At 70.0% G+C, this 20652-nt stretch carries 13 protein-coding genes and 2 tRNA genes; 8 read left to right on the forward strand and 7 right to left on the reverse strand.

From position 1 onward, the window contains the following. Positions 1-4: 4 nt before the first annotated feature. Positions 5-2560 (reverse strand): aminopeptidase N, encoded by a 2556-nt coding sequence (gene pepN, locus HDC34_RS14255; protein ID WP_179557477.1) that lies wholly within the window; start codon positions 2558-2560, stop codon positions 5-7. A gap of 81 nt (positions 2561-2641) precedes the next feature. Between pepN and HDC34_RS14260 the strand changes: the two genes are divergently transcribed. From HDC34_RS14260 to HDC34_RS14270, 3 genes are read left to right on the forward strand one after another with little or no spacing between them, the layout of a single operon-like run. After that, positions 2642-3250 (forward strand): DsbA family protein, encoded by a 609-nt coding sequence (locus HDC34_RS14260; RefSeq protein ID WP_167516612.1) that lies wholly within the window; start codon positions 2642-2644, stop codon positions 3248-3250. Then, complete coding sequence (locus tag HDC34_RS14265) at positions 3250-3795, forward strand: ribose-5-phosphate isomerase (RefSeq protein WP_104311417.1); 546 nt, start codon at positions 3250-3252, stop codon at positions 3793-3795. The genes HDC34_RS14260 and HDC34_RS14265 overlap by 1 nt, the downstream gene beginning before the upstream one ends. Next, a complete protein-coding gene (locus HDC34_RS14270) occupies positions 3788-4750 on the forward strand; it encodes an Fpg/Nei family DNA glycosylase (RefSeq protein WP_179557478.1) in 963 nt (320 codons plus the stop codon). Before HDC34_RS14265 ends, HDC34_RS14270 begins: the two co-directional genes overlap by 8 nt. A gap of 35 nt (positions 4751-4785) precedes the next feature. Here HDC34_RS14270 and HDC34_RS14275 read toward each other — a convergent pair whose 3' ends face one another. After that, positions 4786-10218 carry an SCO7613 C-terminal domain-containing membrane protein gene (locus HDC34_RS14275; RefSeq protein ID WP_179557479.1) on the reverse strand — a complete coding sequence of 1811 codons (5433 nt, stop codon included), beginning with the start codon at positions 10216-10218 and terminating at the stop codon, positions 4786-4788. 138 nt (positions 10219-10356) lie between these two features. After that, complete coding sequence (locus tag HDC34_RS14280) at positions 10357-11019, reverse strand: hypothetical protein (protein ID WP_179557480.1); 663 nt, start codon at positions 11017-11019, stop codon at positions 10357-10359. A 110-nt stretch (positions 11020-11129) separates the two neighbouring features. Between HDC34_RS14280 and HDC34_RS14285 the strand changes: the two genes are divergently transcribed. Next, positions 11130-11579: a GNAT family N-acetyltransferase gene (locus tag HDC34_RS14285; protein WP_104311421.1), complete on the forward strand. Its 450-nt coding sequence runs from the start codon at positions 11130-11132 to the stop codon at positions 11577-11579. Between the two features lie 103 nt (positions 11580-11682). Further along, positions 11683-13107 (forward strand): DUF2252 domain-containing protein, encoded by a 1425-nt coding sequence (locus HDC34_RS14290; protein WP_179557481.1) that lies wholly within the window; start codon positions 11683-11685, stop codon positions 13105-13107. A 113-nt stretch (positions 13108-13220) separates the two neighbouring features. Here HDC34_RS14290 and HDC34_RS14295 read toward each other — a convergent pair whose 3' ends face one another. Both HDC34_RS14295 and HDC34_RS14300 read right to left on the reverse strand, forming a co-directional pair. Continuing rightward, entirely contained in the window at positions 13221-14852 is a 1632-nt protein-coding gene (locus tag HDC34_RS14295) for a Mur ligase family protein (RefSeq protein WP_179557482.1), read from the reverse strand. 217 nt (positions 14853-15069) lie between these two features. Further along, positions 15070-15146, reverse strand: a tRNA-Pro gene (locus HDC34_RS14300). 142 nt (positions 15147-15288) lie between these two features. Between HDC34_RS14300 and HDC34_RS14305 the strand changes: the two genes are divergently transcribed. After that, a tRNA-Gly gene (locus HDC34_RS14305) sits at positions 15289-15362 on the forward strand. Positions 15363-15432: 70 nt separating this feature from the next. Here HDC34_RS14305 and HDC34_RS14310 read toward each other — a convergent pair. After that, complete coding sequence (locus HDC34_RS14310; protein ID WP_179557483.1) at positions 15433-18504, reverse strand: DEAD/DEAH box helicase; 3072 nt, start codon at positions 18502-18504, stop codon at positions 15433-15435. A gap of 58 nt (positions 18505-18562) precedes the next feature. Then, positions 18563-19672, reverse strand: a complete 1110-nt coding sequence (locus HDC34_RS14315) for a winged helix DNA-binding domain-containing protein (protein WP_179557484.1) — start codon at positions 19670-19672, stop codon at positions 18563-18565. Positions 19673-19765: 93 nt separating this feature from the next. On the opposite strand from HDC34_RS14315, the gene HDC34_RS14320 reads away from it, so the two are divergent. Both HDC34_RS14320 and HDC34_RS14325 read left to right on the forward strand, forming a co-directional pair. Then, the gene (locus tag HDC34_RS14320; RefSeq protein ID WP_179557485.1) at positions 19766-20143 is read left to right on the forward strand and encodes a helix-turn-helix transcriptional regulator; all 378 of its coding nucleotides are present in this window, start codon (positions 19766-19768) and stop codon (positions 20141-20143) included. A gap of 16 nt (positions 20144-20159) precedes the next feature. Further along, on the forward strand, positions 20160-20645 hold the full coding sequence (locus HDC34_RS14325) for an SRPBCC domain-containing protein (RefSeq protein ID WP_179557486.1): 486 nt from the start codon (positions 20160-20162) through the stop codon (positions 20643-20645). Positions 20646-20652: the final 7 nt, after the last annotated feature.

The raw sequence follows: 20652 nt of genomic DNA on the forward strand, positions 1-20652 counted from the left end.
GGGACTACTCGGGCTGCGCGTCGCGCTCCTGGGCGGCGAGGGCCCGGACGACGCCGGCTCGCCCTTCGATGATCATGCGGCGGAACGCGGGGGCCGCGGACTCGTTGTTCGCCAGCCACTCGTCGGCGGCGTCACGGATGCGCGCCGTCGCGAGACCCGCGGGGAAGAAGCCCTCGATGAGCGTCTCGGCGATCTGGAAGCTGCGGTCAGCCCAGATCGTCGAGATGTGACCGAAGTACCGGTCGACGAAGGGCTCGAGGAGCGCCTCGTCGTTGACCCGGTCGAAGCCCGCGACGGTGGCCCGCACGATGGCGTTGGTCGCGTCCGAGCGGTCCATGACGGATGCCCAGGCTGCTTCCTTGCCCTCGGGGGTCGGGAGTGCCGCGCGTGCGTGTGCAGCGCTGCGCTCCCCGTCGGCTGTGCGGTCGGTCTCGAGACGAGCCGCGATCTCGGCCTCGCCGGCGCGACCGCCGGCGACGAGCGCGTAGAGGAGCTCCCAGCCGAGATCGGTGTCGATCTCGAGTCCGTCGAGCGCGAAGGTGCCGTCGAAGAGTGCGGCGACGGCGTCGAGCTGCGGGCCGGTCGCGGCGAGCGAGGCGAACGCCTTCACGAAGCTGAACTGCGCATCCGAGCCCGCCTCAGCCTGCTTCGCGAGCTCGAAGAGCTCGTCGGTGACGACCTCGACGATCTCGGCGCGGTCTTCCGGTGCCGTGTAGAACTTCGCGGCCGAGATGAGCTGTCCGAGGACCGTGCGACGCGTCGTCGACTCGGTCTCGGTGCCGATGACGCCGAGCACGGCGCGGATGAAGTCGCGCGCCCGAAGCTCCGCATCCCTGGTCGCATCCCACAGCGAGCTGACGACCAGCGAACGTGAGAGCGGCGCGCGCAGCTTGGGCAGGTGCTGCTGCACCGTGGTGACCGAGTGGGCGTCGAGGCGGATCTTCGCGTACGCGAGGTCGTCGTCGTTCACGATGATCAGGTCGGGGAGGGCTCCGCCGACGAAGCTCGGGACCTCGGTGCGCTCGCCGTCCACGTCCAGCTCGAAGCGGTGGATGCGGACGAGCTCGTCACCCTGCACGTTGTAGAGCCCGATGGCGAGGCGGTGCGGGCGGATCGTGGGGTGCTCGGCGGTCGCGGTCTGCTCGATCGCGAACGACGTGAAGTTGCCGTTCTCATCCAGCTCGTAGACGGGGCGCAGCGTGTTGACGCCCGCCGTCTCGAGCCACTTGGCGCTCCATTCGGTGAGGTCGCGGCCGCTCGTGACCTCGAGCTCGGCAAGGAGGTCGCGCAGCTCGGTGTTGCCCCACGCGTGCTTCGAGAAGTACGCGTTGATGCCGGCGAAGAAGGCATCCCGGCCGACCCAGGCGAAGAGCTGCTTGAGGACCGAGCCGCCCTTGGCGTACGTGATGCCGTCGAAGTTGACCTGCACGTCGTCGAGGTCGCGGATCTCGGCGACGATCGGGTGCGTGGAGGGCAGCTGGTCCTGGCGGTACGCCCACGACTTCTCGCTGGCGTTGAAGGTGACCCAGTTCTCGGTCCACTCCGTCGCCTCAGCGGTCGCGAGGGTCGAGATGAACTCCGCGAACGACTCGTTGAGCCACAGGTCGTTCCACCACTTCATGGTGACGAGGTCGCCGAACCACATGTGGGCCAGCTCGTGGAGGATCGTGACGACGCGGCGCTCGCGCACCGCATCCGCCACCTTCGAGCGGAACACGTAGGTCTCGGTGAACGTGACGCAGCCCGCGTTCTCCATGGCGCCAGCGTTGAACTCGGGCACGAAGAGCTGGTCGTACTTCGTGAACGGGTACGGGACCCCGAAGGCCTTCTCGTAGTACTCGAAGCCCTGCTTCGTGGTGCGGAAGATGTTGTCGGCGTCGAGGTTCGGCGCAAGCGACGTGCGGCAGTAGACGGCGAGGGGGATCGTGCGGCCGTCGATGGACGTGAGTTCGTCGCGCACCACCGTGTACGGGCCCGCGACGAGCGCGGTGATGTAGCTGGAGATGCGGGGCGTGGTGCCGAAGTGCCAGACGGCGCGGCCATCATCGATGGGCTGGGGCGCCTGCGATGGCTCGTTGGAGATGACCTGCCACGCGGCGGGCGCGGTCACGTGGAAGGTGAAGTTCGCCTTGAGGTCGGGCTGCTCGAACACCGCGAACATGCGGCGGGAGTCTGGTACCTCGAACTGCGAGTACAGGTACACCTCGCCGTCGGCAGGGTCGACGAAGCGGTGCAGCCCCTCGCCCGTGTGCATGTAGATCGCGTCGGCGTCGATGGTCAGCGTGTTGCGCTCGGCCAGATTCGGGAGCTGGATGCGCACCCCGTCGTTCACGGCCGCCACGTCGAGCGCCTCGCCGTTCAGCACGACGCTGTGCACCTGGCGGGTGATGGCATCGATGAACGTGGACGCGCCGGGAACCGCGGAGAACGTCACCGTCGTGATCGAACGGAACGTCTCAGGACCCGTCGTGAGGTCGAGTGCGACGTCGTAGTGCTCGACACCGAGCACAACTCCTCGACGCTCGACCGACTCAGCGCGAGTCAGGTTCTCTCCGGGCATTCCAGCTCCTTCGGGGTCAGGGGGCCCGGGTATTCCGGGCTTGCGGCGGCCAGCCTAGTCCTGCCGAGTAGGCTTATGCGTATGCCCGCACCGATCAAAGTAGATTTCTGGTTCGACCCGATCTGCCCATTCGCCTGGATGACCTCGCGATGGATCGACGAGGTCGCCCGCCACCGTGACCTGACCATCACCTGGCACATCATGAGCCTCGAGCTCCTCAACGAGGAGAAGGACATCCCGCAGTCGTACCGCGACATGCTGCAGGGCACGTCGCGCCTCGGCCGGGTCGTCGCCGGCGTCGAGCAGGACCTCGGCAACGAGAAGGTCAAGGCGCTCTACGACGCCCTCGGCACGCGCATCCACCCAGGCGGTCGCAAGGACCGCGACGCGGTGCTGGCCGAGGCCATCGCCGAGCTCGAGATCCCCGAGTCGATCGTCGAGCGCGCAGACGCCGGTGAGTTCGACGAGCGCTACCGCGCGAGCCACCTCTCCGGCATGGAGCGCGTCGGCGACGAGGTCGGCACGCCGATCATCGCCATCGACGGCGTCGCCTTCTTCGGCCCGGTCATCTCGCCCGCGCCGAAGGGCGAGGAGGCGCTGCGCCTCTTCGACGGCGTCGTCATGGCCGCGTCGGTCGACGGCTTCTTCGAGCTGAAGCGCAGCCGCACCCGCGGACCGGTGTTCGACTGATGCGGATCCACGTCGCCACGGACCACGCGGGACTCGAGTTCTCGCAGCAGCTGCAGGAGCACCTGCGCGAGCAGGGGCACGAGGTCGTCGACCACGGACCTGCCGAGTACGACGCGCTCGACGACTACCCGTCGTTCTGCATCAACGCGGCACAGGCCGTCGCCAACGACTGGGCGAACGGCTCGAAGTCGCTCGGCGTGGTCTTCGGGGGCTCGGGCAACGGTGAGCAGATCGCCGCCAACAAGGTGACCGGCGTGCGCGCCGCGCTGGCATGGAGCGACGCCACGGCGCAGCTCGCCCGAGAGCACAACAACGCCAACGTCATCTCGATCGGCGCGCGGCAGCACGAGATCGCCGACGTGCTCAGGTTCATCGACATCTTCATCGCGGAGCCCTTCCCAGGGGAAGAGCGTCACCTGCGTCGCATCTCGCAGCTCGCCGAGTACGAGCAGACCGGCAAGATCGCCGGCAAGTCCGTGCTCGGTTCCGTTGGCACGGTCGTGCCGCCGATGGTGGAGTCGGAGACGCCGGCGGGGAATGCCTGAGGGCCACTCCGTCCATCGCATCGCCCGGCAGTTCACCGCGAACTACGCCGGTCGCGTGGTGGCGGCGTCGTCCCCGCAGGGCCGCTTCGCCGAGGGTGCTGCGGAGATCGATGGCCGCGAGATGGTCGAGACGTTCGCCGTCGGCAAGCACATGTTCTCGCGCTTCGACGGCGGGATCTGGCTGCGCGTGCACCTCGGCATCTACGGCGCCTGGGACTTCTCCGGCCAGGTGTCGACGACGCTCGGCCAGACGGGGGAGTACTCGCGCAAGCGCCCAGGCGTGACGATCGAGGACTCGCGTGGCGAGACATCGCTGTCGAGCATCGGAGCCCCTCGGCGGACACGCCTCAAGATGGCGGAAGCCGAGCGTGAGCAGGAGCTCTCCCAGTGGCCGCCAGAGCCGGTTGGCGCGGTGCGGCTTCGTCTCCTCACGTCCGAGACCTGCGCGGACTTGCGCGGTCCGACCGCCTGCGAGCTCCTGACGGGCGATGAGGTGGCGGCCCGCATCGAGAAGCTCGGCCCCGATCCGCTCGTCGACCGTGGGGCGAAAGCGGAGGCACGGTTTCTCGAACGAGCGAGGGGCAAGCGGACGCCGATCGGCATCGTGCTCATGGATCAGCAGATCGTGAGCGGCATCGGCAACGTCTACCGGGCCGAGATGCTCTACCGGGCGGGCATCAACCCGCACACGCCGACGTCGCAGCTGACCGACGAGCAGCTCAGGGAGCTGTGGCGCGACTGGACGAAGCTCCTCAAGATCGGCGTGGAAGTCGGTCAGATGATGACCATCGACGGGCTCCGAGGCAAGGCGAAGGCCGCGGCTCTCGAGAACCGTGAGGATCGGCACTGGGTGTACGGACGCGCGGGGGAGCCGTGCCGGGTGTGCGGAACACCCATCGCGCTCGGCGAGATGCAGGCCCGCAAGCTCTACTGGTGCCCCGGCTGCCAGCTCTGAGGCCCCGCTGAGCCCTCAGGCGACGGCGGCTGCCGTCACCTGAGGGCGCTGATCGACGCCGCCGCGCGCTTGGCGTCGCGCAGTCGTGCCTCGTACGTCGTGGCGATGACGACGAGCACCGTTCCTGCCAGCGCGAGCCACACCCACCAGGGGATGACGTCGGCGACGATGGCGAGCTGCTGTCGGAACGCGGTGACTGCGTGCAGCACGGTGATGATGGCGCCGAAGACGAGTGGCGCCTGCAGGCGCCTGGTGGCGCCCCAGACGGTGATGCCGACCGCGAGGAGCCCGAGCGCGATGAGGCGCCACGGCGCGGGGTCTGCGAACTGGGCCAGGTAACTCGGCGCAAGCAGCAGCACCAGGCCGGGCGTGAGGGCTGGCCAGCTGCGCAGGGTGGGGCGCTTCACGAGGAAGAACAGACCGCCCGCCAGCAACGTGGCACCGAGCGGGGCGGTTGCGAGCTCCAGCCAGGGGATCGGGAACTGCGTGCCGAGCGCGCCTGCGGTCGCGACGAGGGTGGCGGCTGAGAATGCGAGGACAGGCACGCGCAGCGACGGCTGGGCGCCAGGAACGGCGTGCGCGGGCGCAAGCGAGGGCAGGAGCTCCGGGCGGAGCAGCGCGACCAGCGTGAGGCCGCACAGCGCGACGACCCACGTCAGCGCGAGCTGCTGGTTGTTCTCGACGACACCGCGCAGGATGCTCGGGAACGCGGAGAGCACGAGCGACGCGATGGCGACGGGCACGAGCACCGTCGCGGCGAGCGCGGCGAGGCGCGGATTCTCGAGCTGCTGCTGCCGCCGCCAGAGTGCGCTCGCGAAGATCAGCACCAGCCCAGCGGGAATGACTCCCCAGATCGGCAGCGTGATCGGGGTCAGCGGGCCCTCGGCGGCGAGCACGAGGGCGGGGCCGAGCACGGCGGCCGAGATGGCCGAGCCCACGCCGAGGGCGTTCGCCGAGGCGCGCATCCAACCGGCGACCGGAACGATCGCGCACACGACGACGAGTGTCAGCGTCAGCACCGAGAGGGCCAGCTCGGGGACAGTCAGGGAGAGGATGCGTGAGGTGTCGCCGTCGCGCGGCTGCGAGACGGCGGCGAGCGCGCCCGCGCTGAGCCAGACTCCGGGAGCCGCGGCGAGCCAGAGGAGGCTCTCGACGCTCGAAGCTCGTGCCTCGTCGGCGCGCCTGCCGACCTTCGCTGTTGCGATGCCTGCGGCGAGGAGCACGAGGAAGGCGCCACCGAAGGCCACGAAGATGGATGCGCCGTCCCAGTTCGCCAGCACCTCCCAGACCCACGCGAGCGCGAGCACCGGCACGCCGAGGTAGCGGAGCAGCGCATACGGCGACCTGGCACCGAGCTGCGTGCTCGCGACGACCGCCGTCACCGCGACGAGCGCTGCCGCGAGTGGCAGCGGTGTCCAGCCGTCGAAGCCATCGGTGCGGCTCGCGGCGGCCGCGCTGGGGGCGAGCACGGTGCCGAGCAGCGCGGTCACGAGGCCGAACGCGCGCAGCGCGATGCCGTCCCCTCGACGCGTTCCCTGTGGCGAAAGGAGCACGCCAAGCAGCGCGGTGAGCGCCCCGAGGACGCCAGCGGTGGCAGCGAGCTGTACCGGTGTGGCGCTCTCGAAGCCGACCAGCTGGACGTGGTGGATGAGCATCCAGGACCCGAGCACGCCCGTCGCGTAGCTGGCGAGTCTCGTGAGGAGGCGCGTCTCCGAGAACGTCCGGACGACGACGACCGCTGCTGTTGCGATGACGCCGACGAGCAGCGACGTGATTCCGGCTTGCTGCTGGACCCAGAGACTGGCCGCCTCGGTTGGCTCCCAGATCGCGATGGCGAACCCCTGCGAGGCAAGCGCGAGGAAGCTGACGAGCGCGATGCTCGCGCGGCCGACGCCGGTGAGGATCCGGGTCGGGAGGCCGGCGGCGAGGAGCCCCGCGAGCAGCGCGAGCCCGAGCAGGAGGAGTCGGCCGTCGAACCGCGTGGTGAGCAGGAGCGCGACGGTGAGGGCCCCGCTGAGCGATGCGACCATGGCGAGGAGCAGCTTGCGCCTGGACCGTGTCGTGTCGGCAGACCAGACGGGGCGAAGCAGCAGCCAGGTCACGCCGCTGACGAGCAGGACGCAGGCCGTGAGCCAGATCAGCGCCTCGGCACCGGGGAGCAGGCCCGTGAGCAGGCCGTCCCGGTTCGCCTCACCTCGAAGCTTGGCCCCGAGGTGCGACAGAGCCGACAGCACGGCGACGCCGACGGAGACGGCGCTCAGCGAGATGAGCAGCGGGCGCGCGTGGGCCGGGATGCCGAGCGTGCTGGCGGACGCGGCGACCGCCAAGGCGACGGCGGCTCCGGCGAGGAAGTAGGCGAGTGCGTTCGCGGTCGTGTCACCCGAGGCCACGGCAGGGGCGACGGTCGAAACCGCGAGACCGCCGGCCAGGATGTAAGCGGCGGCACGCGCGGGTTCGCGTGCACTGCGGGCGCGGCCGAACCACCAGAGCAGCAGGGCGGCGGCGGCGAGCGGGATTCCGGCTGGCAGGTGGAAGCGGTCGGCGGTATCGATGCTTGGGGTGCCGATGGCGAACACGTACCACGCAGCGGTGAGGAGTCCGACGCCGATCCAGGCCAGGAACGCGCGTCCCCTGGCTTGGAACAGCCCCGACGGGGCGATCGCCAGCAGGACGGGAACGGTCGCCGCGATCGCGATCGTCCCGGCAACGTACTGAGCGCCTGCTGGCTGTCCGAGCGCGCCCGTGAAGGCTGGCGTACTCGCGAGCGCTACGACGGCGACTGCAGCGACGGCGAGCTCGGCGGGAAGGACACGGGACGCGAGTGCGCCGCGGAGCCTCGCGACGAGGGTGCCTCCGGCGACCAGGAGGCTGGCGACGACGCCGAGCGACGCGGCGACGGCCGGAAGGGGCGAGGCCACCACGAATGCGGAGGCGAGCGCTCCCAACGTCGCCCAGAGGGCTGGCACCATGGCTGGGAGGAGCGGCGCCACCGCTGGCACGTCGTCGTCCTGCCTTCGGCGCAGCGCTACGACGCTGATCGTGGCGACGAGCAGGGCGCCGAGTGCGGCTCCCACGTACCAGAGCGAGCCGAGAGGCGAGGCGGAAGCGGTCAGCAGGGCGTCGCCGTCAGCGCGATTCGCCGCCGCCCGGACGATCGCGAGCAGGACGAACGATGCCGCGAGGGTCGGGATCGCCGCCGAGTAGGCGAGCAACGTGCGCTCGGCCGAGGCGAGCCACGGCCTGGGGAGGAGGACCGCGGCGGTGAGCAGGAGCGCGATGCCGAGATACGCGCACGTGACGGCGAGGTTCGTGCCGAGCACGTCGGACGAGCTCCAGGCATCGTGTGCGAAGGCCACGAGCAGCGGAACGGCGAGCAGCTGCAGGGCCGTGAGCGCGGTGAGTACCGGCCGGAGTGCCGAGAGGCTCGTCGGCACGGAGAAGCGCAGGCAGAACGTGAGCGCGGCGGCAGCGACGAGGGCGGCGGTCTCGAACGGGGCAGCCGCGAGGGCCGGCAGAATCGAGGCGAGGATGCCAGCTCCGGCGACGTACCGCAGGGTGACCAGCAACCCGACCCGGTGCGGGTCGTCCTGCGGAGCGGCTGAGAGGTTCCGCGCAAGCAGCGCGGCACCGACGACTGCCCCGGCGGCGATCGCCAGGTTCGCGATGGTGACGCCGAAGGGTCCAGGGGTGCTGGCGGCGGCGCACAGTGCGAGGAAGGACCCGGCTGCAGTGAGCGCGGGCGTGAGGCGCTGGAGTCGCCCGGGGACGAGCAGCAGCAGGCCCGCCGCGAGAGCGAGCCCGACCGCGCCGCTCGCTATGGCCCACCAGGTTCCGCCTTGCGCGCCCGCGAATGCCTCTGCCATGCCTGCCTGGTCGGCGCTGACGAATGCCAGGAGGGCGCGGAGGGGGAGCACGTCGAGTGCGAGTGAGAGGACCGGGACGACGGCTGCGCCGACGGTGGTCCAGCTCCAGGCGGTGACCGCGATCTGCACGGACGAAGCCGTCGACTCGGCGGAGTTGGCGAGCCGAGCTCTGAGGACCTGCCCGGCGGCGAGCGCCACCGGGATGAGTGCCAGCGAGAGCGCCAGCCTCACGGGGCCGGTGAAGCTCAGCGGCACCGCGCCGAGGGCGAGCGACGAGAGGACGCCGAACGCGACGAGGAGGGTGCGGCCGCCGAGCGCACCGCGCTCGCGGCTGACGAGCCAGGCGAGGAGGGCGGCGGAAGCGGCCGCGATGACGAACAGGACTGCGTAGCCGAGCCATGGGTCCTTGCCCGTTGCCGCGGCCGCGCCGGAGAGCACGCCCGCGGCCAGTGCGACGACGCCCATGACGGACAGGATCCAGCGTTCGAGCGAGCGCGGTGTGGCTGCGCTGAACGCGTCGGCGGTGGGCGGATGCGGCCCGGCGGTGGTCGGAGGCGACTGCTTGACCCGCAGGAGCACGTGGAGGGCGGAGGCGGCGCCCGCGAGGACGAGCGCGAGCACGAGTCGCTGGACGGGGGAGAGCGCCGCCGAGGTGGCGCCGGCCACGGTGAGCGCGATCGCCGGCAGCACGGTGAGGCTCGCCGCGATACCGGGGGCTCGCAGGTGTGCGAGGCGATGCCACGTCTCGAACGCGGCTGTCGCGACGAGGAGCCCGACGCCCCAGTACAGCGTCCCGGGCACGCGGCCGGCGCCGAAGAGCCCCGTCGCCTGCACAGCCCAGACGTCGAGGACCACGAGGACGATGCCGAGCGCGGCGATGCCCTCGGCGGTCGCCGAGAGCTTGCGCCGCTTGAGGATGCTCGCCGTGGCGACGACCGCCAAGGTCACTCCTGCCGTGATGGCGGCCTTGACCTCGACGCCGAAGACGACCCAGGCGAAGGTGAGGAAGACGACTGCGGCGATGCTGAGGAGTCCGATGCCGAGCACCAGCAGCAGGAGCTGCACGCTGGAACGTCGGGGCCGCTGCGGTTGGTCTGGATGCGTTGGGGGCATGCGCTGCGCGGGCGGTGCCTGGCCGGCTGCAGGAACGTGGGCTTCGGCCCAGCGATCGGCCGGAGCCTGCTGCGGTACGGCGGTCGCCTCCGCCCCGAGGTGCCCTGCGGCGCCTCCGAGGAGCCGCGCGTGGTCGGCCGCGAGGACCGCTTCGCTGGCCTGAGCTCGCCCCTGCCGCTCGCTCTCGAGACGGCTCTGCTCCGCTCGTGCCTGCTCAGCGCGGAGCGCCGCGGCCGCCTTGGCCCGGGCTTGCTCGCCGGCCGCGACGATGAACTCGCCGCGGGCGAGCAGCGGTTCGCGCGCCTGCGCGCCGAGGTCGAGCAGGTGGCCGATGACGGCAGGATCGCGGGTGAATCCGCAGCTCGGGCAGGAGGCGCCTGGAGCCCCGTAGGTCTCGAAACACGACGGGCACTTGCTCGGGTCGGTCAGATCGCCGAGCGTCTTCGGGAACCGTGGCCTCTGGGCTGGTCTGCCCGCTCCTGCGTCAGTCACTCTGCGTATCCCCCTGGGTTGTCTGGCCGTCAGCCTAGCGAGCGCGCCGCCGGAATGCCGGTTTTCAGACAGGGGTTGGGGAGGAGGTTCCCGCAGGGATGCAGCCCGTGGTTGCCGGGGCCGAAGGTGGTGCGCCGGTCAGGCGCTGACGAGCGGGAGGCGCTTTCGCCAGTTGCTGATCGACACCGAGATGCGGCTCGAGGGCTCTTCATCCCAGTCCACAGCAAGGCTGTTGCTGCGCATCGTCGCGACGATAAGGCGCCCGAGCTGGCGCTCAGCGTCAGCACGCTCGTCGGCCGTCCCTGCGTCGTGCGACGCGAAGAGCCCGAATGCGAGGAAGAGCTGCGCGTCGTCGCCGGCGAGGCGTTCAGCGTCCTGCTGGTGGAAGAAGACGTACCCGCTCTGGGCTTCCGTGAGCTTCTCGCCCTCGATCTCGGCGTGTCCGCAGTTCTGGCAGCAGGCGAAGTTCATGCGGGCGACGACACCGGCTCGCTCCAGGTCGGCGAATGCGGCACGGAGCTTCTCGTAGTCGCCCTCGCTGGACCAGTCGCGCTGGCAGTCGGCGAGGTCATCCCAGGTCGCGGTGACGATTCGCTCGATCTCGTCGGCGCGGACGGGCAGCGCTTCATCCTCAGCGAATGAGCCTGCCGTCTCGAGGGCCTCGTCGAGAGACACGAAGCCGGGACGGATGAGCTCGACGGTCTTGGCACGGAGGGTTTCCCGCGGGTTGTGAACGCCGTGCGGCTGGTGCTCGGCCTGGGGTGTGGTCGAGGCTGGGCGGAGGTACTTGAACAGATCCACGGCGGAGACTCTACGTCTCCGGGGCGGGTACGTCCAACCGTGAGCTGTTCAGGGTCCCCTTCACGCCTCTTCGACTTTCGCATGCGGCCGTGGAGGCGGAGACTTGCGGCATGACTGACTGGAATGTGCGCCCTGTGACGTCCGCTGACGAGCCCCAGTGGCGCGAGCTCTATCGGGGCTACCGTGAGTTCTACGGGGTGCCGGCCGACGAGTCGAAGTTGGATGTGGTCTGGTCCTGGCTCGGTGACGAGGCGCACGAGACGCACGGTTTCGTCGCGGTCGACGAGCAGGGACGCCTGGGCGGGCTTGCACACGTGCGCCGCTTCGCTCGCCCGTTGTCGGCGACGACGGGGCTGTACCTTGATGACCTCTTCACCTCGACGGCGGTTCGCGGAGGCGGCGCCGGGAGGGCGCTGCTGCTGCACCTCGGCGACTATGCGCGGGAATCCGGCTTGAGCGTCGTGCGCTGGATCACCGCGGAGGACAACACGACGGCGCGCCGCCTATACGACGCGGTTGCTGCAGAGACGTCGTGGGTCACCTACGACATCGTGTCGTGATGGCTCTCGGGGTGGAGCCTGCGTCTTTCGGCGTTCACTGAATCGCGAGACACTGTGCCAGACCGGGCTCCAGCTCGACGCTTCGACGAGGAAGGCCACCCCGATGCCGACACACCTCAGCCGCCTGCAGCGTGACCGCGCGCCGCGCCCGAGCCGTGACGAGCTCTACGCGGCGGGCAAGGCGCTCCGCAAGACGCAACCGCACGTCGAGCACGCCATCTTCGTCGCAGGAGAGCGCGACCCGAAGGCCATCCTCGCCGAGCAGAACGCGGCGAGACTGCCCGATCTCGTGCCGCTGCGCATGGGGCGGATGCTCGAGCGCCCCTTCACGTTCTACCGGGGTACTGCCGCGATCATGGCGCACGACCTCGCGCAGGGCGTGAGCACGGGCATCCAGGTCGTGGCGTGCGGCGATGCGCACCTCAGCAACTTCGGACTCTTCGCCTCGCCCCAGCGCACGCTCGTGTTCGACCTCAACGACTTCGACGAAGCGGCGTCTGCGCCGTGGGAGTGGGACCTCAAGCGGCTCGTCGCGAGCGTCGTCGTCGGCGCCCGCGACCTCGGGCTGACTGAGGAGAAGACGAGGAAGGCGGCGAGGAAGACGGCGGCCGCCTACCGGGAGGGGATGCGCGAGATGGTCGGTCACTCGGCGCTCGACCGGTACTACCTTCGGCTCGACACGGACGTGGCTCACCCGTCGTTTCGCACGGAGGCGCAGGATGTTCTCGCGAAGGCGACGAAGAGCGCGAGGAAGCGCACGTCCCAGAAGTTCGTCGACAAGCTCACCGAGCGAGCGGCCGACGGGACGCGGCTCATCGTGGAGAACCCGCCCGTGATGACGCACGTCCCGCCGGAGTCGGAGGGCCGCGTCGAGGAGCTCTTCGAGCAGTACCGCGCCACGGTGAGCACCGACGTGGCGTTCCTGCTCGGCAACTTCACGCTCACGGACGTCGCTCGCAGAGCCGTCGGCGTCGGCAGCGTCGGCACGCGGTGCTTCATCCTGATCCTGACGGGGCCCGCGGGTGAGGCGCTGGTGCTGCAGGTGAAGGAGGCGCCGGCGTCGGTGCTCGAGACCTACGGCGACGTCGACCCGCGGCGGCTCCTGCAGGCGCGGACGCGCGCCGAGTACGACGAGCTCGGCGAGGGGTACCGGGTCGTGAGCTGCCAGCGCATCCTGCAGGCCGTCTCCGACCCCTTCCTCGGCTACCTTCGCTTCGCGGGCGAGGACGGGATCGAGCGCGACTTCTACGTGCGGCAGTTCAGGGACATGAAGGGCTCGGTCGAGCTCGAGCAGCTGACTCCTTCGGAGTTCTCGAAGTACGGCGAGGCATGCGGGACGATCTTGGCCCGTGCGCACGCGCAGAGCCCGATCGCCCCCATGATCGCCGGCTACCTCGGCAAGAGCGGGTCGTTCGACGGGGCGATGGCGGAGTGGGCCGTCGGCTACGCCGAGCAGTCCGCCCTCGACTACGCGGAGCTCCTCGCGGCCCGAGACCGTGGCGACTTCGGGGCTGTCTCCGACCGCTAGGGTGCCCCTGGGTGCCCCGGGCGGGCTGGCCTCGCGGGGGTGCAGACCTGGGCTTCCCGCATCCACGAGCTGCGATTCGGATGCAGGAGGCCCAGGTCTGCGACGGAACGAGACTAGGAAGCGCGCTGCGTGCGTGAGGCGCTGTCCGCATCCACAGCCGTGAAGGCGGCGGGTGCGCCCTGCTGCTGCAGCCAGCCGTGCTCGCGCAGTGCGCTCGCCGCCGCCTCCCTGGCGGAGTAGGGGACGATGCGGCCGTCGACCTCGACATCAGCCCGATGGCCGTGGCCGCCGATGAAGATCAGGTCGCCGACCTCCGCCATCGCGATGGCGTGGTTGATGCCGGTTGCCGAGTCGGCGATCTCGTACAGTTCCCGCTCGGGGAACTCCGCGCGGATCGTCTGGATGAGCGTGCGGCGGATGTCGTCCGGGTCTTCCGTGCGCGGGTTGTAGTCGGTGACGATGACGACGTCCGACTCCTCGCTTGCGGCGCGGGCCATCTCGGGCCGCTTGCCCTTGTCGCGGTCCCCGTCTGCGCCGAAGATCATGAAGAGCCGGCCTGGCGTGAAGGGGCGGAGCGCGTGCAGCACGGCGCGGAACGAGGCCGCCGTGTGGCCGTAGTCGACGTAGACGCGCAGCTCGGAGTCGCCCGACACGAGGTCGAGGCGGCCGGGGACAACCGGGTGGAGGCCGTCGGTGGCGGCAAGCGCTTCGCGGATCTCTTCGAGGGAGGCGAGTCCGGCGCCGATGACGGCCACGATCGCCAGCGACAGGTCGAGCGCCGTGAAGGCACCCGGCAGGCCGATGCTGGAGCTGAGCTCCTCACCGTTCGGCCCGCGAAGGGTGAAGTCGGTGCGCTCGAGGCCCTCGGCGTCGATGTGGAGCAGCCAGTCAGCGATGTCCGCGCCCTCTGCCGTGTCCCGAGCGACCGTGACGACGGGGATCTGCGCCTCGCGGGCCGCGCGACGACCCCACTCGTCCTCGATCGCGATGACGCCGCGCTTGGCGTGCCTGGGGGTGAAGAGCGTGAGCTTCGAGGCGAAGTAGTTCTCGAGCGTGCCATAGACGTCGAGGTGGTCCTGCGAGAGGTTCGTGAAGATCGCGCTCTCGAAGGGCAGACCGTCGACGCGGGCGCCGTCGAGCCCGTGCGAGGAGACCTCGATTGCCGCCGCCTGCACGTCGTCCTCGGTCATGCGGGCGACGAGCCCGTGCAGGTAGTCCGACTCTGGGGTCGTGAGGCGGCCGGAGAGGCGGGTCTCGAGTCGCGCGTCGCCGACGATGCGCTCGACGGTTCCGGAGAGGCCCGCCTTGAGGCCGAGCGAGAGGAAGAGCGCGTGCAGCAGGTAGCTGGTCGTCGTCTTGCCGTTGGTGCCGGTCACGGCGAAGAGCGGGGGAGCTGTGGTGTCGGTTCCGAAGACCGTCGCGGCGGCGATGCTCATCACCGCGCGCGGGTTCTCGACGACGATGGCAGGAAGCCCGTGCTCGGCCGCCAGGGCGGCCCCTGCCGAGTCGGACAGGACGGCGACGGCTCCGGCGCGCACGACGGCGGGCAGGAACTCGGCGCCGTGCCGCTGTGCGCCGGGAATGGCGACGTAGAGATCGCCGGGTCGGATGCGACGGGAGTCGCTGGACACACCGGTGACCTCGACGTGCGCGCTCGCCGCGGAGACCGACCCACCGGTCGCGTCAGCGACCGCCGTGAGCGGAACGGAGTGCGGGCTGTTGGGGCGGGCCAGGTCTGACTGCAATGGTGTTCCTCTCGGAGTGCGCTGGGGCGCCGCGGATGGCCTTCACTGCAACGCCTCGGCCGCCGACGGTGCGACGAAGCCTCATCACGCCGACGTGCAGATAACAGGAAGATAACGACGATCCATATGTGGACCACCCGGCATGCATGTGAGGCGTCTATGAACGGCACATGAGGGGAACGCGAAAGGCCCCCTCGAGAGGGGGCCTTGGCGGGTCTGGTCGGGGTGACAGGATTCGAACCTGCGACTTCCCGCTCCCAAAGCGGGCGCTCTACCAAGCTGAGCTACACCCCGGTGCCGATCGCTCGGCGAACCGCAGGTAATGCTACCGGACGCGCGGGGTGTCGCAGACCACACGGCCCGCTGCGACGCGCGGGGCGGGGTGCGAGTTCACGGACAACTCCAACATGCGGTAGCATTCTCTTCGTCCCGATTCGGGGCTGTAGCTTAGTGGTAAAGCCTCTGTCTTCCAAACAGATGATGCGAGTTCGATTCTCGTCAGCCCCTCCAGCGAAATCCCGGTCAGCCCACGGAGGGCTGCCGGGATTTTCTCGTAGGTGCTCGCTTCTTCCCGGACGGCCTACACCAGCAGGTCTCGGATGTCATCGGCGGAGAGCTCGGTGCTGAAGAGCTCGTCGTCGATCACCGCATCGAAGAGCCTCGCCTTGCGCTCCTTGAGCGCCATGACCTTCTCCTCGATCGTGCCCTCGGCGATCATCCGGTAGACCATGACGCGTCGCTGCTGCCCGATGCGGTGCGTGCGGTCGATGGCCTGCTCCTCGCTCGCGGGGTTCCACCAGGGGTCGAGCAGGAAGACGTAGTCGGCCTCCGTCAGGTTCAGACCGAAGCCGCCCGCCTTCAGGCTGATGAGGAACACGGGGGCCGTGCCCTCCTTGAACGAGGCGATCACGTCGGCCCGCTTCGTCGTCGTGCCGTCGAGGTAGACGTACGGGATGCCCTGGGCCTCGAGGCGTGCGGCGACGAGCTTCAGGTAGGAGGTGAACTGGCTGAACACCAGCGCACGGTGCCCCTCGGCGGCGACATCGGCGAGGTGCTCGAGGAGAGCATCGAGCTTGCTCGACGGGACGTCTCCCGGTGCCATGCCGTCGAGCCCGGCGTGGATGAGCGCGGGGTCGAGGGCGAGCAGTCTGAGGAGCGTGAGCGAGCGGAACACCGTGAAGCGGTTCTTGTCGAGGTCCTCGAGCAGGCCGAAGAGCTTCTGGCGCTCCCGCTGCAGGTAGAGGTCGTAGAGCTCGCGGTGCTCCTCGCTCAGCTCGATGAACAGCGTCTGCTCCTGCTTCTCCGGCAGCTCGGGCGCGACGCGCTCCTTGGTGCGGCGGAGCAGGAAGGGGCGGATGCGCGCGCGGAGTCGTGCGAGCCGCTTGGCCCGCACCTCGGCGCTTGCCGGCTCGCTGAGCCCCGCGCCGACGCCCTCGCTCACCCCCTGCCGCTTGCCCTCGATCGTGCGCACGTACTCCTCGCCGAATCGTCGCGCTGAGGGGAACAGGCCGGGGGCGGTGATGGCGAGCAGCGCGTGGAGCTCGGTGAGGGAGTTCTCGAGCGGGGTGCCCGTGATCGCGAGCTTGAACGGCACCTCCAGCTCGCGCGCGCACTCGCTGACGAGGGAGTTCGCGTTCTTCACGAACTGTGCTTCGTCGAGCACCAGGCCTGACCATCCCGTCTCCTCGGCGACGGCGCGGTAGGCCTCGAAGTCGAGGCGGAAGAGCGCGTAGCTCGTGACGACGATGCTCGCCCCGGCTGCGACATCGGCGATCCGTCGGCCCGAGGAGGCCTGCGTCGCATCGACGATGCGCGTCACCAGCTCTGGGGTGAACCTCGCCGCCTCCGAGGCCCAGTTCGCGACGACGGAAGTGGGTGCGACGACCAGGAGTGGCGCGGGCTCGTGGCCCTCTGGCGCCTCTTCGCGTGCGTGCTGTGCAAGTGCGAGCGTCTGCAGCGTCTTGCCGAGCCCCATGTCGTCGGCGAGGATGCCGCCGAGCCTGTTCCGCCAGAGGAACGCGAGCCAGTCGAGGCCCTCCTGCTGGTAGGGGCGCAGCTCTGCCTGGAGTCCGCGGGGAGGGACGATGCGTGACGGGGCGTCCTCCTGCAGCTCGCGGAGCAGCTGCCGCCACTCCACCGCCGGCTTGGCCTCGTCGGCAAGGTCTTCGAAGTCCGACCAGAGGCTCGCGTGCCGCCGGCTGATCTGCAGTCGGTTCGGCTCCCACTCGTTGAGCCCCTGCGCCTCGCTGATGAGCTCGCGCAAGGGTTCGAACGCCGGATGCTTGAGGGAGAGGTAGCTGCCGTCGATGAGCAGCAGCCTGGGCCTGCCGAGGGCGAGCGCCTTGAAGAGCTTCGTGAACGGGATCACCTTGCCGTCGACCGTGACGGTCACGCCGAGGTCGAACCAGTCGTGCCGTTCGGTGGGCACGGTCGTGACGGTCAGGTTGGGTGCACCGTGGAGCTCGCGGTACTGGGGTGGAGTGCCGACGGTCTCGACGCGGATGCCGGGCAGAGCCTCGAGTCGAGGCAGTGTTTCGGCGGCGAAGCGGGCCGCGTCGATCTGCGTGAGCGTCACCCGCGCGGGCAGGGAGCCTGGCTCGTCGACGTCTTCCGGCATCCAGTCGCGCGGCAGCAGGCCCTCGTCGATCACGGAAGAGAGTGCTGGCGGCGTTGCTCGCGACCGGGGGTTCGCCCACTTCCAGCGCAGCTCCAGGCTGTGCCTCGGGCCGAACGTGGTCGTGAGGACGAGCTCGGGTGGCGCCGGGTCGGGGATGCGGACCGACGCGTCGGTGCTCCCCAGTCGCAGGTGCGCCGCGAGCTCAGGCAGGTGGGCCGCTTCGAACTCTGCGGCATCGGTGCTCGGCACCGTGAACCGCGCTCGGTGCGCCCTGCCCGGCTCCAGCAGAGCGAGTTGCGCTTGTGTGAGACGCGTGTCGCTCGGCGCGAGGCGGATGCGGTCGGGGTTGTCAGCATCGAAGGCGTAGACGCCGTGGTCGCCGACCGGTCGTGCCGTGTCGAAGTCGGCGGGCGCATCCCCGATGAGGAGGAGCGGGGCGACGTCGAGGCCGTCCTCGGTCCTGCGGGCGTCCAGCGTGAGGTTGGATGAGCGCTCGAGGGTGATGCTGCCGCGCTTGCCGGTGCCCACGAAGGCGACGTCGAGGCCGACGGCTTCCCCCAGCATGGTCCACATGACGGGACTCGTCGCCTCGTCCAGGAACACCCACTCGCTGTCCTGGCCTGGCTCCGCGGGTCGCGCCGCGCGGTGCAGGGCGAAGAACTGCGCGAACCAGGCCTGGTGCCGCGGGTCGAGGTCGCGGCGACCGCGGAGGTGCTGCAGCTTCGCCCACGTGAGGTCGCCCTTGACCCACTTGCCGCGAACGCCCTGCATGACGGGCCGAACGCCGAGGCGCAGCTCGTCGAGCCCGACGCCGGCGCCACGTTCGCCCGTGAATGCTCGGCGCGACGTCGGCCCGTTCCAGCGGTACATGGTGCGGGGAATGAACTCCCGCACCTCGAACTGCAGCGCAAGGGGCACCACCCGCTCGTGCGGCACCGCCTGTGCGGCCGCTTCCGCGGCGCCCGGCTGCTCGAGGAGCCGCCCGAGCGCGGTCCGCCACGACGCTGGCGCTTTGGGCTCACTCGGATGGGTCACCGGTGCAGTCTACGAACCACCACCCCCATCGGTGTCGTCGGGGGACGTCCTGGGGCTCTCACGGGGTCGCCTCGAAGGTGCCCTCCACGCCGAGGAAGGCTGCGTAGCGGTCCACCTGCGCTGTGATCTCACGCACCGCGGTCGCCGAGAAGCCGTCCGCGAGCGGCGTCGCGACCACGTTCGTCTTCGTTGCCGTGGTCTTCCTGGACCACAGACCGACGCACGTGCCGGAGCGCACGACTGTCGATCGGAACATCCCGTTGCCGCCCGGCACGATGAGGTCGGCGTGATCGGGATGCACGCTCGCCGAGCGGTCCTGGTAGCCGAGGATCCACTCGTCGAAGCCCGGAAGCAGCAGTGTCGGGGCGCTTTTCGGTCGCTCCCGCGCATCCAGCACCGCCGCGTCGACGAGGTGGTGCGTTCCGTCGAACTGCACCCCGGCCAGCGAGTCACCCAGCTCATCGATCGCCGACCTGAGCGGGGTGAGCGGCAGCTTGCACCAGTACTGCAGGTCGGCGAGCGTCGCTGGGCCGTGACCCCGCAGGTAGCGCTGGACGAGTTCGCGCACCGCGGCGTCGTGGTCCAGGATCACTGGGTTCGCGATCCATTCGGCGCCGAGGACCAGCTGCTGCTCGGTGCCCGTGAACGGACCGTAGACGAGGGTCGTGTCGAGCGACAGCAGCCACAGGAGGTGCGCGCCGCGCTGGCCGCCGGTCGAGATGCCGTCACGTTCCCAGGCGGCGAAGAGCTCGGCGCGCGTGAGGCGTCGGGTCTCGCCGCGTGCATCCATCTCGGTGTACAGCGAGTTCCGGGCGGCGTTCTCGGATGCCGCGTCGATCCCCAGGTCCTGGTGGCGCTTGCGCATGGATGCGCGTGCGCGGTCGGCCGTCAGCGGCTGCAACCAGGGCAGGTCGCGTGCGGGCACGACGTGCAGCGTCCCCCGCAACGGCCAGCAGCGCACGAGCTCTCCGCGGTCGAAGCTCGCCCGGACCTCGCCGATCGTCGATCCCGAGCGGAGTCCGAGCGACCAGAGCGCGCCTGGCAGGTCCTGTCCCTGCATGGCGAGCAAGCGCTCCGCAGTACCCGCGACCGTGAGGCGATCGCCCGTGAGCGCCTGCGCGCGCTGGCGCAGGCCGAGCAGCTGCGCGCGCGTGAGTTCCTTGGTCATGACGTCAGTCTGGCGGATGCGCCCGGCGGACGAGGGAGCTGCACAGCCGGTTTGCCTTGCAAGAGTTGCGAGTCAGGCGTAACGTGCAACCAAATGGTTACACGACAGCTCAGCGAGGACGACGTCAGCCGTATCTTCCAGGCCCTGGCCGATGCGACGAGGCGCGACATCCTCACGCGCGTGCTCCGCGAAGAGCAGTCGGTGACGAGCCTCGCGGAGGCTTACGCCATGAGCTTCGCGGCCGTGCAGAAGCACGTCGCCGTGCTCACGAGGGCGGGCCTCACACAGAAGCGCAAGCAGGGGAGGGAGCAGCTCGTGCAGGCCGACAGCGCGACGCTCGCCAGGGCGACGCGGCTCCTCGAGTCCTACGAGCAGCTCTGGCGCGACCGCAGTTCCCGCATCGACGACCTGCTCGCCGACGACGACCAGACCGGAACACCCACCGCGCGCGCCGATGCCGGCGAGCAGTGATCGAGAGGAAGAGACCATGCCCGTCATCTCCACGCAGAAGGACGCGGATCAGCTCACGCTGACCGTGGTCACCGAGCACGCCGCGACGCCGGAGCGGGTCTGGCAGCTCTGGGAGGACCCGCGCCAGCTCGAGCGCTGGTGGGGCCCACCGACCTGGCCTTCGACGGTGGACTCGTTCGAGTTCGAGCCGGGCGGCCGGGTGTCCTCGCATATGACCGGCCCCGACGGCAGCACTGCTGGCGAATGGTGGGAGTTCGTCAGCATCCAGCCGCACCGCACGCTGTCGTTCGACAACGGGTTCGCGCACGATGACGGCTCCCGGAACCTCGAGCTGCCGGTCATGCGCTGCACCGTCACGATCGAAGGTCACGGGAACGTCACCCGCATGACCACCGTCTCCGTGTTCTCATCGCCCGCTGACTTCGACAGCATCCTCGAGATGGGGATGGCCGAGGGCATGACGGAGGCGATGGGCCAGATCGACGGGGTCCTCGCGAGCTGACGCATCC

The sequence above is a fragment of the Pseudoclavibacter sp. JAI123 genome, from assembly GCF_013409665.1.
GTDB lineage: Bacteria > Actinomycetota > Actinomycetes > Actinomycetales > Microbacteriaceae > Pseudoclavibacter.

Bases quoted from the DNA above. Each gene is read 5' to 3' on its own strand.
- HDC34_RS14325 (WP_179557486.1), top strand. From the start codon at position 20,160: ATGCCCGTCATCTCCACGCAGAAGGACGCGGATCAGCTCACGCTGACC.
- HDC34_RS14265 (WP_104311417.1), top strand. From the start codon at position 3,250: ATGCGGATCCACGTCGCCACGGACCACGCGGGACTCGAGTTCTCGCAG.
- HDC34_RS14270 (WP_179557478.1), top strand. From the start codon at position 3,788: ATGCCTGAGGGCCACTCCGTCCATCGCATCGCCCGGCAGTTCACCGCG.
- HDC34_RS14285 (WP_104311421.1), top strand. From the start codon at position 11,130: ATGACTGACTGGAATGTGCGCCCTGTGACGTCCGCTGACGAGCCCCAG.
- HDC34_RS14315 (WP_179557484.1), bottom strand. From the start codon at position 19,672: ATGACCAAGGAACTCACGCGCGCGCAGCTGCTCGGCCTGCGCCAGCGC.
- HDC34_RS14260 (WP_167516612.1), top strand. From the start codon at position 2,642: ATGCCCGCACCGATCAAAGTAGATTTCTGGTTCGACCCGATCTGCCCA.
- pepN (WP_179557477.1), bottom strand. From the start codon at position 2,560: ATGCCCGGAGAGAACCTGACTCGCGCTGAGTCGGTCGAGCGTCGAGGA.
- HDC34_RS14290 (WP_179557481.1), top strand. From the start codon at position 11,683: ATGCCGACACACCTCAGCCGCCTGCAGCGTGACCGCGCGCCGCGCCCG.
- HDC34_RS14320 (WP_179557485.1), top strand. From the start codon at position 19,766: ATGGTTACACGACAGCTCAGCGAGGACGACGTCAGCCGTATCTTCCAG.